The 13,085-nt window shown below is 70.9% G+C and carries 12 protein-coding genes and 1 tRNA gene; 1 reads left to right on the top strand and 12 read right to left on the bottom strand.

Features of this window, described 5'->3' with window-relative positions:
* Nucleotides 1–147 precede the first annotated feature (147 nt).
* From VIB11_RS15495 to tmk, 4 genes are all read right to left on the bottom strand, one after another.
* Nucleotides 148–221, bottom strand: a tRNA-Thr gene (locus VIB11_RS15495).
* A gap of 126 nt (nt 222–347) precedes the next feature.
* Nucleotides 348–1,898, bottom strand: coding sequence for an alpha/beta hydrolase (locus tag VIB11_RS15490; RefSeq protein WP_332032337.1), 1,551 nt, complete (start codon nt 1,896–1,898; stop codon nt 348–350).
* 64 nt (nt 1,899–1,962) lie between these two features.
* Nucleotides 1,963–3,111: a DNA polymerase III subunit delta' gene (locus tag VIB11_RS15485; protein ID WP_332032335.1), complete on the bottom strand. Its 1,149-nt coding sequence runs from the start codon at nt 3,109–3,111 to the stop codon at nt 1,963–1,965.
* A complete protein-coding gene (tmk, locus tag VIB11_RS15480) occupies nt 3,095–3,727 on the bottom strand; it encodes a dTMP kinase (RefSeq protein ID WP_332032333.1) in 633 nt (210 codons plus the stop codon). The genes VIB11_RS15485 and tmk overlap by 17 nt, the downstream gene beginning before the upstream one ends.
* 66 nt (nt 3,728–3,793) lie before the next feature.
* Between tmk and VIB11_RS15475 the strand changes: the two genes are divergently transcribed.
* Complete coding sequence (locus VIB11_RS15475) at nt 3,794–4,186, top strand: DUF488 domain-containing protein (protein ID WP_332032331.1); 393 nt, start codon at nt 3,794–3,796, stop codon at nt 4,184–4,186.
* A 66-nt stretch (nt 4,187–4,252) separates the two neighbouring features.
* On the opposite strand, the gene VIB11_RS15470 is transcribed toward VIB11_RS15475, so the two are convergent.
* From VIB11_RS15470 to VIB11_RS15435, 8 genes are all read right to left on the bottom strand, one after another.
* A complete protein-coding gene (locus VIB11_RS15470) occupies nt 4,253–5,026 on the bottom strand; it encodes a MerR family transcriptional regulator (protein ID WP_332032329.1) in 774 nt (257 codons plus the stop codon).
* A 168-nt stretch (nt 5,027–5,194) separates the two neighbouring features.
* Nucleotides 5,195–6,223, bottom strand: coding sequence for a branched-chain amino acid ABC transporter permease (locus VIB11_RS15465; protein WP_332032327.1), 1,029 nt, complete (start codon nt 6,221–6,223; stop codon nt 5,195–5,197).
* A complete protein-coding gene (locus tag VIB11_RS15460) occupies nt 6,220–7,089 on the bottom strand; it encodes a branched-chain amino acid ABC transporter permease (RefSeq protein ID WP_332032325.1) in 870 nt (289 codons plus the stop codon). The genes VIB11_RS15465 and VIB11_RS15460 overlap by 4 nt, the downstream gene beginning before the upstream one ends.
* A 91-nt stretch (nt 7,090–7,180) precedes the next feature.
* On the bottom strand, nt 7,181–8,422 hold the full coding sequence (locus VIB11_RS15455; protein WP_332032323.1) for an ABC transporter substrate-binding protein: 1,242 nt from the start codon (nt 8,420–8,422) through the stop codon (nt 7,181–7,183).
* 71 nt (nt 8,423–8,493) lie between these two features.
* Complete coding sequence (locus VIB11_RS15450; protein WP_332032321.1) at nt 8,494–9,210, bottom strand: ABC transporter ATP-binding protein; 717 nt, start codon at nt 9,208–9,210, stop codon at nt 8,494–8,496.
* Nucleotides 9,203–9,982, bottom strand: a complete 780-nt coding sequence (locus VIB11_RS15445; RefSeq protein ID WP_332032319.1) for an ABC transporter ATP-binding protein — start codon at nt 9,980–9,982, stop codon at nt 9,203–9,205. The genes VIB11_RS15450 and VIB11_RS15445 overlap by 8 nt, the downstream gene beginning before the upstream one ends.
* 237 nt (nt 9,983–10,219) lie before the next feature.
* Nucleotides 10,220–11,575, bottom strand: a complete 1,356-nt coding sequence (locus tag VIB11_RS15440; RefSeq protein WP_332032317.1) for a serine hydrolase domain-containing protein — start codon at nt 11,573–11,575, stop codon at nt 10,220–10,222.
* A 7-nt stretch (nt 11,576–11,582) separates the two neighbouring features.
* A partial coding sequence (locus VIB11_RS15435) for a topoisomerase C-terminal repeat-containing protein (protein ID WP_332032315.1) occupies nt 11,583–13,085 on the bottom strand: 1,503 nt, incomplete at its 5' end.

The following is a 13,085-nucleotide window of genomic DNA, read 5'->3' as shown; positions in this document are numbered from 1 at the left end:
GCGTCCTGGGCCGAGGCCTCTGAGACCCGAACCGGATCGCGCTGGGCACACCCGCCTAGGCCGCGGTGCTGGGCGGGCGGGGGCGGGCACGTCCTGACGCGGCTGAGCAGCAGAAACGCCCCCGACCGGAGTCGGGGGCGTCATCTGAGCCGCCTAAGGGAATCGAACCCTTGACCTATTCATTACGAGTGAATCGCTCTGGCCGACTGAGCTAAGGCGGCGCGTGCCCGGGGGCACGGACGATGAGTATACGGATGGCCGGCCCATTCTCCGAACCGGCATCGCCGGCTCGGAGAATGGGTCGGCACAGCCTCCGACCGTGACCAGTCGCCCTCAGGCCCGCGGCGTCAGCACTTGAGGCCGTCCTGCGGCACCGTCCTCTTGACGTAGTAGGCGTCGATGGCGTCGTCGACGCACTGGTTGCTGCGGGTGTAGGCGGTGTGGCCGTCCCCGTCGTAGGAGATGAGCACACCGTTGGCAAGCTGCTGGTCCAGCCGCACGGACCACTGGTAGGGCGTGGCTGGGTCCCTGGTGGTCCCGACCACCACGATCGGGCCACTGCCCTTGGCCGCGACCGGTTCGGGCTTGTTGTCGGTCTTGATGGGCCAGAAGCCGCACGGCATCGAGCTCCAGGCCAGGAACGGGCCCCAGGTGGGTGCCCCGACCGCGAAGTCGGTGGCCTGCTTCTCGTAGACACCGAGGTCGGCGCTGTCGGGCTTGTCGAGGCAGTTCACCGCGTAGATGACCTCCATGATGTTCCCCGTGTAGCGGCCGTCACCGGTTCGGTCGGCGTACGTGTTGGCGAGCTCCATGAGGCCCCGGCCGTTGTTGTCGTCGATGGCCGCTCGCAGCGCGTCGGTCAGGATGCTCCAGGCGCCCTGGTCGTACATCGCCGCGGCGATGCCGAGGGAGCCCCACCCCTCGGTGAGCTGCGGCGCGTGCGGGTCCCCGGACGGGATGGGCGAGGCGTCCAGGTCCTTCAGGAACGCGCGCATGCCCTCCATCACCTCGTCGACCGAGTTGCCGAGCGGGCAGTCCCCCTCCTCCACGCAGTCCTTGGCCCAGGCGCGGGTCGCCAGCTCGAAGCCCTCCGCCTGCCCCTTGTTGACCTCGGCCGAGGTCAGGTCGGGGGCGACGACGCCGTCGAGGACGAACTGGCCCACCAGCTGCGGGAAGAGGTCGGCGTAGGTCGCGCCGAGGTAGGTGCCGTAGGACTTGCCGAGGAAGTTGAGCTTGGCGTCGCCGAGGGCGGCCCGCAGGATGTCCATGTCCTTGGCGGCATCGACGGTCGAGACGTGGCCGAGCAGGGGGCCCGCGTTGGCCTCGCACTCCTCGGCGAAGTCCCGGGCCGACTGCGCGAACGACTGCACCTCGGCGTCACTGTCAGGGGTCGGGTCCATCCCGAGGAACTGGTCGAGCTCGCGGTCGTCCACGCAGTTGATCGGCGCCGACCGCCCGACGCCACGGGGGTCGAAGCCCACGACGTCGTACCGCTGCCGCACCGGCTTGCCGACGATGAAGTCCGCCGCCTGGGCGTACTCCACGCCGGAACCGCCGGGGCCGCCCGGGTTGACCACGAGCGAGCCGATGCGGCTGTTCTTGCGTGTGGCGGGCACCCGCAGCACCTTGACCTTGATCGTCTCCCCGTCCGGCTTCGAGTAGTCGAGGGGCACGGTGAGGTCCGCGCACTGACCGCCCGCGCAGCGGCTCCACTGGAGCTTCTGCTCGTAGAAGGACGCCAGCGCCTCCGAACCGGGCGGGGGCGTGCCGGGCGCGGTCGCAGTGGCCCCGGAGTCCTCCCCCGGCTCGACCTTGGGACCCTCACCCACCAGCGTGCAGCCCGAGACGGCGAGCACCAACGCGATCGCGGCAGTCAGGGGGCGGCCCATCGGTCTCATGGCCCGACGGTATCCCGGCAACCCGCACCCACGCGTGCCGGACCGGCTGGGAGGACGTGTCGGATCAGCCCGGGAGCCGCAGCGAGAGGGCCATCGCCTCCAGCGCCAGCAGCGGGTTGACGTTGAGGCCGATGCGCTCGCGGGCCACCCCGATGGCGTCGATCGCCTGGAGCAGCTGCTCCGGGCTCATCGCGTGGGCGAGCTGCTGGACACTCGCCATGGAGTCCTCGTTGACCAGACCGATGGGCGCCCCGGTGTGCAGGACGAGCGCGTCGCGGTAGATCGAAAGCAGGTCGAGCAGGGAGCGGTCGAGAACGTCGCGGGCCTGGCGCGTGGTCCGGGCCTTCTGTTCCTTCTCCAGCGCCGCGACCTGGGAGCGGATGTGCGGCGGCTGGGTGCGGGCCGCGGGGTCGGCCCCGAGCACCTCCATGAGCCGCTGCCGCTCCGCGGCGTCGCGTTCGGTGCTGGCGGCTCCGGACTCCTCGTCGGCGATCTTCGCGAGGTCGGCCGCCGCGTCGATGGCGTGCCCCACCCCGCGGATCTTCCCGGCCAGCGCGATGACGTCCCGACGCCGGATCCGGGCTCCCTCGTCGCGGGCCAGCCGGCGGGCCAGGCCGACGTGGCTCTGGGCTGCGCGCGCGGCATACATCGCCATGGGCCCATCGATCCCGTCGCGCCGCTGGAGCAGCTCGGCGACGGCCTCGGCAGGCGGGGTGCGCAGGCGGACGTGGCGCGAGCGCGAGCGGATGGTGATGATGACGTCCTCGACGGAGGGGGCGCAGAGGATCCACACGGTGCGAGGTGTCGGCTCCTCCAAGGCCTTGAGCAGGGCGTTGGCCGGGGCGTCGGAGAACGCGGTCAGCCGGTCGGCGTCCTCGATGATGATGATCCGCCAGCGCCCCACCGACGGGCGCAGGGCGGCGAGCTGCACGAGGTCGCGGACCAGGGCGACCTTGATCGAGAGCCCCTCGGTCGCGATGACGTCGACGTCGGCGTGCGAGCCGTCCGCGGCGGTGCGGCACTCCCGGCACTCCCCGCACCCTCCCTCGGGGCACTGCAGGGCGGCGGCGAAGGCACGCGCCGCCACCGAGCGGCCCGAGCCGGGTGGCCCGGTCAGCAGCCAGGCGTGCGTCATCGCGGCCGGGTCGGTGGCGGCCCGGTGGAGCGTGGCGACCGCGGAGTCCTGGCCGATGACGTCACGCCAGACCGTCATGCCCCACCACCCCGAGCTTCTCGAGCCAGCCCATCACGTCGGCGTGCACGGCCTCGGGAGCCGCCGTGCCGTCGACCACCGTGTAGCGCTGCGGGTTGCCGGCGGCCATGGACAGGAAGTGCTGGCGGATCGCCTCGTGGAAGCTGTCGGCCTCGGACTCGAGCCGGTCGTGCAGGTCGCCGCGCCGCCGGCGGCCCTCCTCGGCAGGGATGTCGACGACGACCGTCAGGTCGGGCAGCAGGCCGTCGACCGCCCAGACGTTGAGGTCGTGGATCTCCTGTGCTCCCAGGCCCCGCCCGGCACCTTGGTAGGCCACCGAGGAGTCGACGTACCGATCGGTGATGACGACGTCGCCACGATGCAGGGCGGGGCGGATGAGCATCTCCACGTGGTGGGCCTTGTCCGCCGCGTAGAGCAGCGCCTCGGCACGGGGGGCCACGTGGTCGCCGTGCAGGACGAGGTCACGGATCTGCTGCCCGAGCGGGGTGCCGCCCGGCTGGCGGGTCACGGTGACGGCGCGCCCGGCCCGCTCGAACGCCTCGCGCAGCAGCGCGACCTGCGTCGACTTGCCGGCGCCGTCGCCGCCCTCGAAGGCGATGAAGAGTCCATCCGTCACGGGGCGAGCCTAGGCCAGTGCACCGTCATCGCCGCCAGCCGCACCCCTGCTGCCATGATGCCGGCCATGGCAGTGCGGATCGTGCGGCTCGGCGAGCCGAGGGAACAGGGCGAGGGACTGCGGATCGGCACGGTGCGCCGCCCGCCGCGCGGCGTGCCCAGGACTGAGTTCGCCGCGAGGGACTTCTACGACACCTGGTTGCCCGAGCTGGCCCCCAGCCAGGAGCTGGTCACGCGCGCGCTCCACGCCGAGACCGAGCGGGAGTGGTCGGCGTTCGTCCGCGACTACCGCAAGGAGATGGCGGCGCCGCAGGCCCGTCACCTGCTCGAGCTCGTCGCCGCGCTCTCGCACCAGACGGGCGTCGCCGTCGGCTGCTACTGCGAGGACGAGGCCCGCTGCCACCGCTCGGTGCTGCGCGAGCTGCTGGCCGAGCACGGCGCCGACGTCACCCCCGCCTGAGACCCACCGGCGACGGCCGGTATGCCGCGTGCGCGCCGGGCGCACGCGGCATGCCGGCGTCCGTGGTCAGGCCTGGTGGCGGTCGGCGTTGGCGTGGATGGCGTCGCGCACGTAGTGCGCCATGCCCGGCCGGATCTCGTCGTAGGTCGCGGTGAACCGTGGGTCGCTGACGTACATGTCGGCCAGGCCCCGGTGCATCTCGTAGCCGCAGTCGTAGAACCGCTGCATCGAGGCGCGATGCAGCTCGGCGGCGTCCATGGCCACCTCGCTCGTCGGCGGCTCGCCGGCGTCCATCGCGTCGGTGAAGGCCTGGTGGGTGCGATCCGACTCGGCCTTGACCTGCTCCCAGTCTGCCTTGGTGTAGCCCTTGGTCCTCTCCTGCGACTGCCGCCAGGCGTCGGTCTCGCCCCAGCGCTCCTCCGCCTCGGCCTGCGCGTCGTGGAAGCCCTCGCCGAAGAGCTCCTTCATGTCCTGGTCGGTGGCGCGTTCGCTGCTCATCTCTCTCTCCAGTGCTCGGTCGATGGCCGCGACGAGCTCCTGCATCTCGCCGAGCCGGGACAGGACCGCTGCGCGCTGCCGGCGCAGGTGCTGCTCCACGGACTCAGGGTGCTCCAGCAGCAGCGCGACCTCCTCGAGCGCGAAACCCAGCCGCCGGTAGACCACCACGTGCTGCAGCCGGGCCAGGTCGTCCTCGGTGTAGAGGCGGTAGCCCGCCCGCGAGCGGTCGCTCGGGCTGAGCAGGCCGATCTCGTCGTAGTGGTGCAGCGTGCGCACGGTGATGTCGAAGCGCTCGGCCACCTGGCCGACCGTCAGCGTCACCTGCTGCGTGCTCTCGGTCATGGCACCCACTGTGACGCCTCACGCGGCGTGAGGGTCAAGTTCCTTCTCCCCACGGGTATGCCGCGCGGTCGGCCTCCGCGACCGGCCGGCCACTGCGCGTGGCGAGCGCGACGGCCTACGGCATGACGGAGCCGGGCGCCGTCAGGGCGCCCGGCTCCGTCATCAGGCCTAGAGGCCCTGGCCCGACTTCACGCGCCTTCCCCGCATCCAGGCGTTGATGCCGTTGCGCGCCGTGCCCCAGATGCCGTGGCGGAAGGCCAGCACGATCACCACGAAGATCGTGCCGGTGATGATGCCGATGCCGTTGAACCCGGACGAGGCCAGCTGGTCCTCGAGCAGGACCACGACTGCCGCGCCGAGCGGGCCGCCCCAGAGGGTGCCGATGCCGCCGAGGACGGTGATGAGCACGACCTTGCCCGAGGTCGTCCAGATCAGCTCCTGGAGCGAGGCGAAGCCGTGGCTGATCGAGAAGACGCCACCAGCCAGGCCCGCGAGGCCGGCCGAGAGCACGAACACCATGATCTTGTAGCGCTCGACGTCGTAGCCCAGGGCCCGGGCCCGCGACGGGTTGTCGCGGATGGCCACGAGCACCCGCCCGAACGGGCTGTTCACGATGCGCCAGGCCAGGAACACGCCGAGCAGGATCAGCGGGATCGCCGCGTAGTAGAAGTAGAACGCCTCGGTCTCGACGAGCTCGATCCCGAAGAAGGTCTTGGGGATTCCCTGCAGGCCGTTCTCGCCACCGGTGATGTCGCGCGCCTGGTTGGCGATGAAGTAGAGCATCTGCGCGAACGCCAGCGTCACCATCGCGAAGTAGATGCCGGTGCGCCGCACCGCGAGGTAGCCCGTCGGGATGGCGATGACCATGGCGACCACGGCACCGCCGATCACCGCGACCGGGAAGGGCAGGCCCGACTTGATGGCGATGAGCCCGGTGGCGTACGCGGAGGTGCCCCAGAAGGCGGCGTGCCCGAAGGACAGCAGGCCGGTGTAGCCGAGCAGCAGGTCCACCGAGATGGCGAACAGCGCCCACGCGGCGATGTCCATGGCCACGGGCGGGTAGACGAACCACGGGAGGGCCAGCACGAGCACCAGGCCGACAGCCAGCATGAGCCAGCGCAGGCCGGGGCGGCGCTGTCCGAGGACGGGCTGGGCGGGGAGGTCGACCTCGACCTTGGCCGTCAGCTGCTGGCTCACGCCACTTCCTCCCTTCCGAAGAGGCCGGAGGGCCGGATGAGGATCACCGCGGCCATCAGCACGAAGATGAGCACCTGCGCGAACGAGGGGGCGTAGGCCTGGCCGTAGGCCTCGACGAGCCCGACGAGGAAGCCGGCCACGACGGCTCCGAGGATCGAGCCGAGGCCGCCGATCACCACGACGGCGAAGAGGATGATGATGAAGTTGCTGCCCATGTCCGCGGTGATGGCGCGGAAGGGCGCCGCCAGGACCCCGGCGAGACCGGCGAGGGCGATGCCGAACCCGAAGACGGGCGTCACCCAGCGGCCGACGTTGATGCCCAGGGCACGTGAGCGCTCGGCGTCCTCGGTCGAGGCCCGCACGATCATCCCGATGCGGGTCTTCGTCAGCAGCATCCACACGGCGACGCACACGAGCACCGAGAACACCGCGACGAAGAGCTGGTACTTCGACAGGGCCACGCCCGCGATCTCGATCCGGCCCTCGAGCCCGGCCGGCACCTGGTACGGGAGGCTGGAGACGCCGTACTGGCGCTTGACGAGGTCGACGAGGATCAGCGTGATGCCGAAGGTCAGCAGGAAGTTGTAGAGCGGGTCCAGCTTGAGCAGCCACCGCACGAAGAGTCGCTCGATGAGCACACCGAACCCGAACATCAGCACCGTGACGATGGGCAGGGCGGCCCAGAAGCCGAGGCCGAGCGTGTCGAGCAGGACCGCCGCCGCGACGGCACCGAGCATGTAGCAGGCGCCGTGGGCGAAGTTGACGACGCCCAGGACGCCGAAGATCACGGCGAGGCCGAGGGCGGCGAGGGCGTAGAACCCTCCGGCCGCGAGGCCCTGCAGCGTGTACTGGATGAACGCGCTCAATGGTGCTCCTGGATCTCAGGGGGCCCCTCCGGGGGCCGGTATGCCGCGGGCGTGCCCACGCGGCATACCGGCCGGTCCGTGAAGGGTCAGGTCACATCTTGCAGTCGGGCGAGACGGAGTTGAACGCCTCCTGGGCCGGGATGGTGCTCACGACCTCCTCGTAGTCCCACTCCTCCTTGACCTGGTCCTTGGACTTGACCTTGACCAGGTAGGCGTCGTGCAGGACGCGGTGGTCCTCCTTGCGGATCTCGCCGTTGCGCAGGAAGACGTCGTCGATCTTCTTGCCCTCGAGCTTGGCGACGACGTCGTCGGAGGCGTCGGTGCCGGCCTCCTGGACGGCCTCGAGGTAGTTCAGCGCGGCCGAGTAGTTCGCGGCGTGGGCGAAGGACGGCCGGGTGTTCGCCTTCTCCTTGAACTTGTCGGCCCAGGCCTTGTTCTTCTCGTCGAAGTTCCAGTACCACGCGTCGGTGAACTGGGTGCCCTCGAACTGGTCGACCCCGAGGCTGTGGATGTCGGTGATGAACATCAGGCCGACGGCGAGCTGCGCCTTGTCCTTCATCCCGGCCTGGTTGTACTGCTTGACGAAGTTGATGAGGTCGCCGCCCGCGGCCATGATCCCGACGACGTCGGGGTTGGACGAGGCCGCCTTGGTGATGAACGTGGCGAAGTTGTCGTTCGGGAACGGCGTCGGGATCGACTGCTGCACGGTGCCGCCGGCCTTCTGCACGGCGTTGGTGAACTGCTTGTTCATGTCCTGGCCGAAGGCGTAGTCGGGGTAGACGATCGACCAGTTCTTGCCGCCGTTCTCGACCGCCGTGGCGCCCGTGCCCTGGGCCAGCATGAACGTGTCGTAGGCCCAGTGGAAGGTGTACTTGTTGCACGACTTCCCCGTCAGCGCGGTGGTGCCGGCGCTGATGTTGATGTGCAGCTTCTTCTTCGTCTTGGCCTGGGTGGCGACGGCGAGCGCTGCCGAGGAGGTCGGGACGTCGAGGATGACGTCGGCCTTCTGCCGGTCGTACATCTCCTGGGCCTTGGTGTTGGCGATGTCCGGCTTGTTCTGGTGGTCGGCCATGACGATCTCGATGTTCTTCGCGACGGCCTTGTCGCCGTACTTCGCCTTGTAGTCGGCGACCGCCATCTCGATGGCGACCTTGCTGTTGGGCCCGGAGAGGTCCTTGTAGACGCCGGACTGGTCGTTGAGCAGGCCGAGGACGACCTTGTCGTCGCTGATCTTGCCGCTGGCGGCGCTGGGGCCCCCGGCCCCGCACGCGGCGAGCACCAGGCTGCCGCTGACGGCTGCTGCCGCCAGTCCGATGGTCTTCTTGCTGCGCATGTCCCCTCCTGGGATGTCGTGTGCCGTGCTGGTGAGGCGTGTTGAGGCGTGGTGAGACGGTGAAGCGGGTGCTACATGCCGAGGTACTCGAGCAGCTCGGTGGTGCGGGCCTGGAACGCGTCGTTGTCCAGCGACTCGACGACCTTCCCCTGAGCCAGCAGGAAGTGGCGGTCCGCGACCGTGGAGGCGAACGCGACGTTCTGCTCCACGAGGAGGACGGCCACGCCCTGGGCCTTGATCTGGCGGATGATCTCGCCGATGCGCTGCACGATGACGGGGGCCAGGCCCTCGCTGGGCTCGTCGAGCAGGAGCAGCCGCGAGCCCATCCGCAGGACTCGCGCGATGGCCAGCATCTGCTGCTCGCCACCGGACAGCTTGGTGCCGGGGAAGTCCCGGCGCTCGTGCAGGACGGGGAACTGCTCGTAGACCTGCTCGAGGCTCCAGGCGTCCTTGCTCGTGACAGGGGGCAGGGTGAGGTTCTCCTCCACCGTGAGGCTGGCGTAGATGCCACGGTCGTCGGGCACCCACCCGAGGCCCGCCTTGGCGCGCGAGTCCGGCGAGCTCCTGCCCAGCTCCCGGCCGTCGAGTCGGATCGCGCCCTCGACCTGGCGGTGCAGCCCCATGATCGAGCGCAGGAGGGTGGTCTTGCCGGCGCCGTTGCGGCCCACCAGGGTCACGACCTCGCCCGCCCGGACGCTGACCGAGACGTCGGTGAGGACCCTGGCCTCGCCGTACCACGCGGAGACGCCCTCGACCTCGAGCACCGGAGCCGTCCTGTCGTCAGACATGCGCGTCACCGGCCTGCCCCAGGTAGGCCGTGATGACCTTCTCGTCGTTGCGCACCTGCTCGTACGTCCCTTCCGCGAGGACCTGGCCGGACTGCAGCACGGTCACGGTGTCGGCGAGCGACCCGACGACGTGCATGTTGTGGTCGACGAAGATCACGGTGCGGCCGCTCGCCACCTTCTTGACGAGGGCGATGGTGCGGTCGACGTCCTCCATGCCCATGCCGGCCGTCGGCTCGTCGAGGAGGAGCAGCTTCGGGTCCAGGGCGAGGGCGAGGGCGAGTTCGAGCGCGCGCTTCTGGCCGTAGGCGAGGGATCCTGCGGCCTGCCCGGCCCGGTCGCCGAGGCCGACCTGCTCGAGCAGCTCCAGGGAGCGCTCGCGGAACTGGCGCATCTGCTTCGAGGACTTCCAGAAGCGGTAGCCCAGCCCGGTGGGCGAGGCCAGCGCGAGCTCGAGGTGCTCGACCAGGGTCATCTGGTCGAAGAGGCTGGTGATCTGGAACGAGCGGGCGATGCCGAGGTGGGCGATCTGCTCCGGTTGCATCCCGGTGATGTCGCGGCCCTGGTAGCGGATCTGACCCGAGCTCGGCGTGAGGAACCCGGTGAGCAGGTTGAACAGGGTGGTCTTGCCGGCGCCGTTGGGGCCGACGAGCGCGTGCACCGTGCCCTCGGCCACGCCCAGGCTGACGTCGGACACGGCCTTGAAGCCGCGGAACTCCTTGGTCAGTGAGCGCGTCTCGAGCAGGGCTTCGGCTGCGGGGGCCTCGCTGGGCACCGGCACCTCCTTGTGCGGGCTTGAGCCGGCGGGCGCTGGCTCAGGTTCTCGTGAACACTAGAGCCGGCCCCTCGCCGCTGACATGGCGGGTCCGTCCACATAAACCGGCGTGGACATGTTCCGGGCTCACACACCCAGCGGTATGCCGTCGGTGCCGCCCAGTGCCTCGACACCCCCCGTGCCCCGGTGCCCCGGTGCCCCGGTGCCCCGGTGCCCCGGTGCCAGCGCCTCAGCGCCTCAGTGCCAGCGAGCGGGGTGCACGTCGCCCGGGATGTCGGCCGCCGGGTCGTAGGGAGTGCGCGTGAACCGGAACGAGCCGAGGTCGAGGTGCGAGACGTGCCCCGCCGCGTCGTGGATGACGCTGAGGGTCTCTCCCTCGTGGTAGCCGTCGAGGCCCACCCAGCCGTACTCGGTGGGCCGGAAGCGCGAGCCGCGGGCGACGCCGGGCTCACCCAGGACGAGGTGGCCTTCGCGGGACAGCGACAGCGTGTAGCCGCTCGTGCCCCAGTACCAGTCGCCCACGAGCTCGAGCGAGGCCGCCTGCTCGGCGTCGGCCGACCACGGGCTCGGCGGCAGCGGCTCACGCTCCGCGAGGGTGTCCATCAGGTCGCCGATGAGTGTCTGGCGCAGCCCGGAGGTCCCGTTGGCGAACACCACGGCGCCGTCGCCGGTGGCGGTGTCGACCCTCAGCCCGGCGAGGAAGCCGGGCATCGAGCCGCCGTGGCCGGCGTAGCGGGTGCCCTCGACGTTCCACACCTGCCACCCGAGGCCGTGCGCGCCGGTCCAGGCCGCGCCGGGCACGTCGTTGACGGCGATGGGAAGACACATCTCCGCGAGGGTGTCCGCGGCGAGGAGGCCGGCGGTCTCCCCGCCGAGGAACGCCGCCCAGCGGGCGAGGTCCTCGACCGTGGACCAGAACTGGCCGGCCGGCGCCATGGCCCCGGCGTCGTGCTCGGGTTCGACGTGCAGCACGTCGGCCAACGGGTGCACGCCCCAGCCCTCCGCGGCGGGCGGCTGCGGCCGTGTGCTCGTGCGCCCCATGCCGAGCGGCTCGAGCAGCGAGCCGGCCACGGCGAGGTCCCAGGGCTCCTGCCGCAGCCGGGCCACGAGCTCGCCGAGCACGGCATACCCGACGTTGGAGTAGTGGAACCGCGCGCCCGGACGGAACTTCAGCTCCGGGCGCGAGGCCACCAGGTCCGCCCACGACCCCCCGGCCACCCGCTCCCACCACGGTCCGGAGGTCTCGGCCTGCAGGCCGGAGGTGTGCGAGAGGAGCTGGGCGATGGTGACGTGCCCCTGGGGCGCGTCGGGCACGTGCCGGCTGACCGCGTCGCCGAGGTCCAGCCGACCCTCGTCCCGCAGGCGCAGGACCTCGACGGCGACGAAGGTCTTGGTGATCGACCCGATGCGGTACTGGGTGCCTGCGTCCGCGGGCGGACCGTCGGAGCGCCCGTTCAGCGTCCCGGCCGCGCCGGACCAGACCAGCCGGCCGTCGCGCACCAGGCCGGCGGCGACGGACGGCAGCCGCTGCTCGGACTGCTCGACCGCCAGCCGGTGGTCCAGCGCACGCGTGGTCGACGGGTCCAGCGCCATGGCGACCTCAGGCCTTCTTGGTCGCGGACTTCGCCGTGGTCTTCTTCGCCGCCGTCTTCTTGCTGGCCGCCTTCTTCGTCGTCGACTTCTTGGCCGCCCGCTTGCGGGTCGTCGGGCCCTTCGCGCGCTTCTCGGCGAGCAGCTCGGCACCACGCTCCGGCGTGATCGACTCGGGGTCGTCGTCCTTGCGCAGCGTCGCGTTGGTCTCACCGTCGGTGACGTAGGCGCCGAACCGGCCGTCCTTGACCACCATCGGCTTGCCCGACACCGGGTCGTTGCCGAGCTCCTTCAGCGGCGCCGTGCTGGCGCCGCGGCCGCGCTGCTTGGGCTGGGCGTAGATGGCGAGCGCCTCGTCCAGGGTGATGTCGAAGAGCTGCTGTTCGCTGGCCAGCGAGCGGGAGTCGGTGCCCTTCTTGAGGTACGGGCCGTACCGGCCGTTCTGGGCCGTGATCTCCACACCCTCCGCGTCGGTGCCGACGACCCGCGGCAGCGACAGCAGCTTCAGGGCGGTGTCGATGTCGAGGGTCGCGAGGTCCATGTCCTTGAACAGCGAGGCGGTGCGCGGCTTGACCTTGTTCTTGCCCTTGAGGGCCGCGGTCTCCTCGTCCAGCACCTCGGTGACGTACGGGCCGTAGCGGCCCGCCCTGGCGACGATCTCACGACCGGTCTCGGGGTCCTGGCCGAGCACCCGGCCGTCGTCGGAGGCCTGCTCGAGCAGCTCGCGGGCCTTCTCGGGCGTCATCTCGTCGGGGGCGATGTCGTCGGTGATCGTGGCGCGGCGCGGCTGTCCGCTGGCCCCCTCCTCGACCTCACCCGTGGACAGGTCGACGCCCGCGGGTGACGTCTCCTCGACGTACGGGCCGTAGCGGCCGACGCGCACCACGACGCCGTCGCCGATCGGGATGGTGGAGATCTCCCGCGCGTCGATCTCGCCGAGGTCCTCGACGAGGTGGCGCAGCCCCTCCATCGTCCTGGCCTCGTCGCCGAAGTAGAAGCGGGCCAGCCACTCCGCCCGGTGCTCCTCTCCGCCCGCGATGCGGTCGAGGTCCTCCTCCATCGAGGCGGTGAAGTCGTAGTCGACCAGGGAGCCGAAGTGCTCCTCCAGCAGCCGCGTCACCGCGAAGGCGAGCCAGGTCGGGATGAGGGCGGAGCCGCGGTTGCCGACGTACCCGCGGTCCTGGATCGTGCCCAGGATCGAGGCGTACGTGGAGGGACGGCCGATGCCCTTCTCCTCCATGGCCTTCACCAGCGTCGCCTCGGTGTAGCGCGGCGGCGGGCTGGTCTCGTGGCCGTCGGCCTCGGCGCGCACGACGGTGAGCGCCACGCCCTCGCTCAGCTTGGGCAGCCGGCGCTCCTCCTCCTGGGCCTGGGCGCTGCGACCGCCGTCGTCGTCGCGGCCCTCCTCGTAGGCGGCGAGGAACCCGCGGAAGGTGATGACGGTGCCGCTGGCGGAGAACTCGACGGTGCGGCCGTCCTCGAGGGTGGCGCCGAGCTTGACGGTGGCGGTGGA

It is taken from the genome of Pedococcus sp., from assembly GCF_036554925.1.
In the GTDB taxonomy this organism is placed as follows: Bacteria; Actinomycetota; Actinomycetes; order Actinomycetales; family Dermatophilaceae; genus Pedococcus_A.
This window is presented reverse-complemented; position numbering and strand designations above follow the sequence as displayed.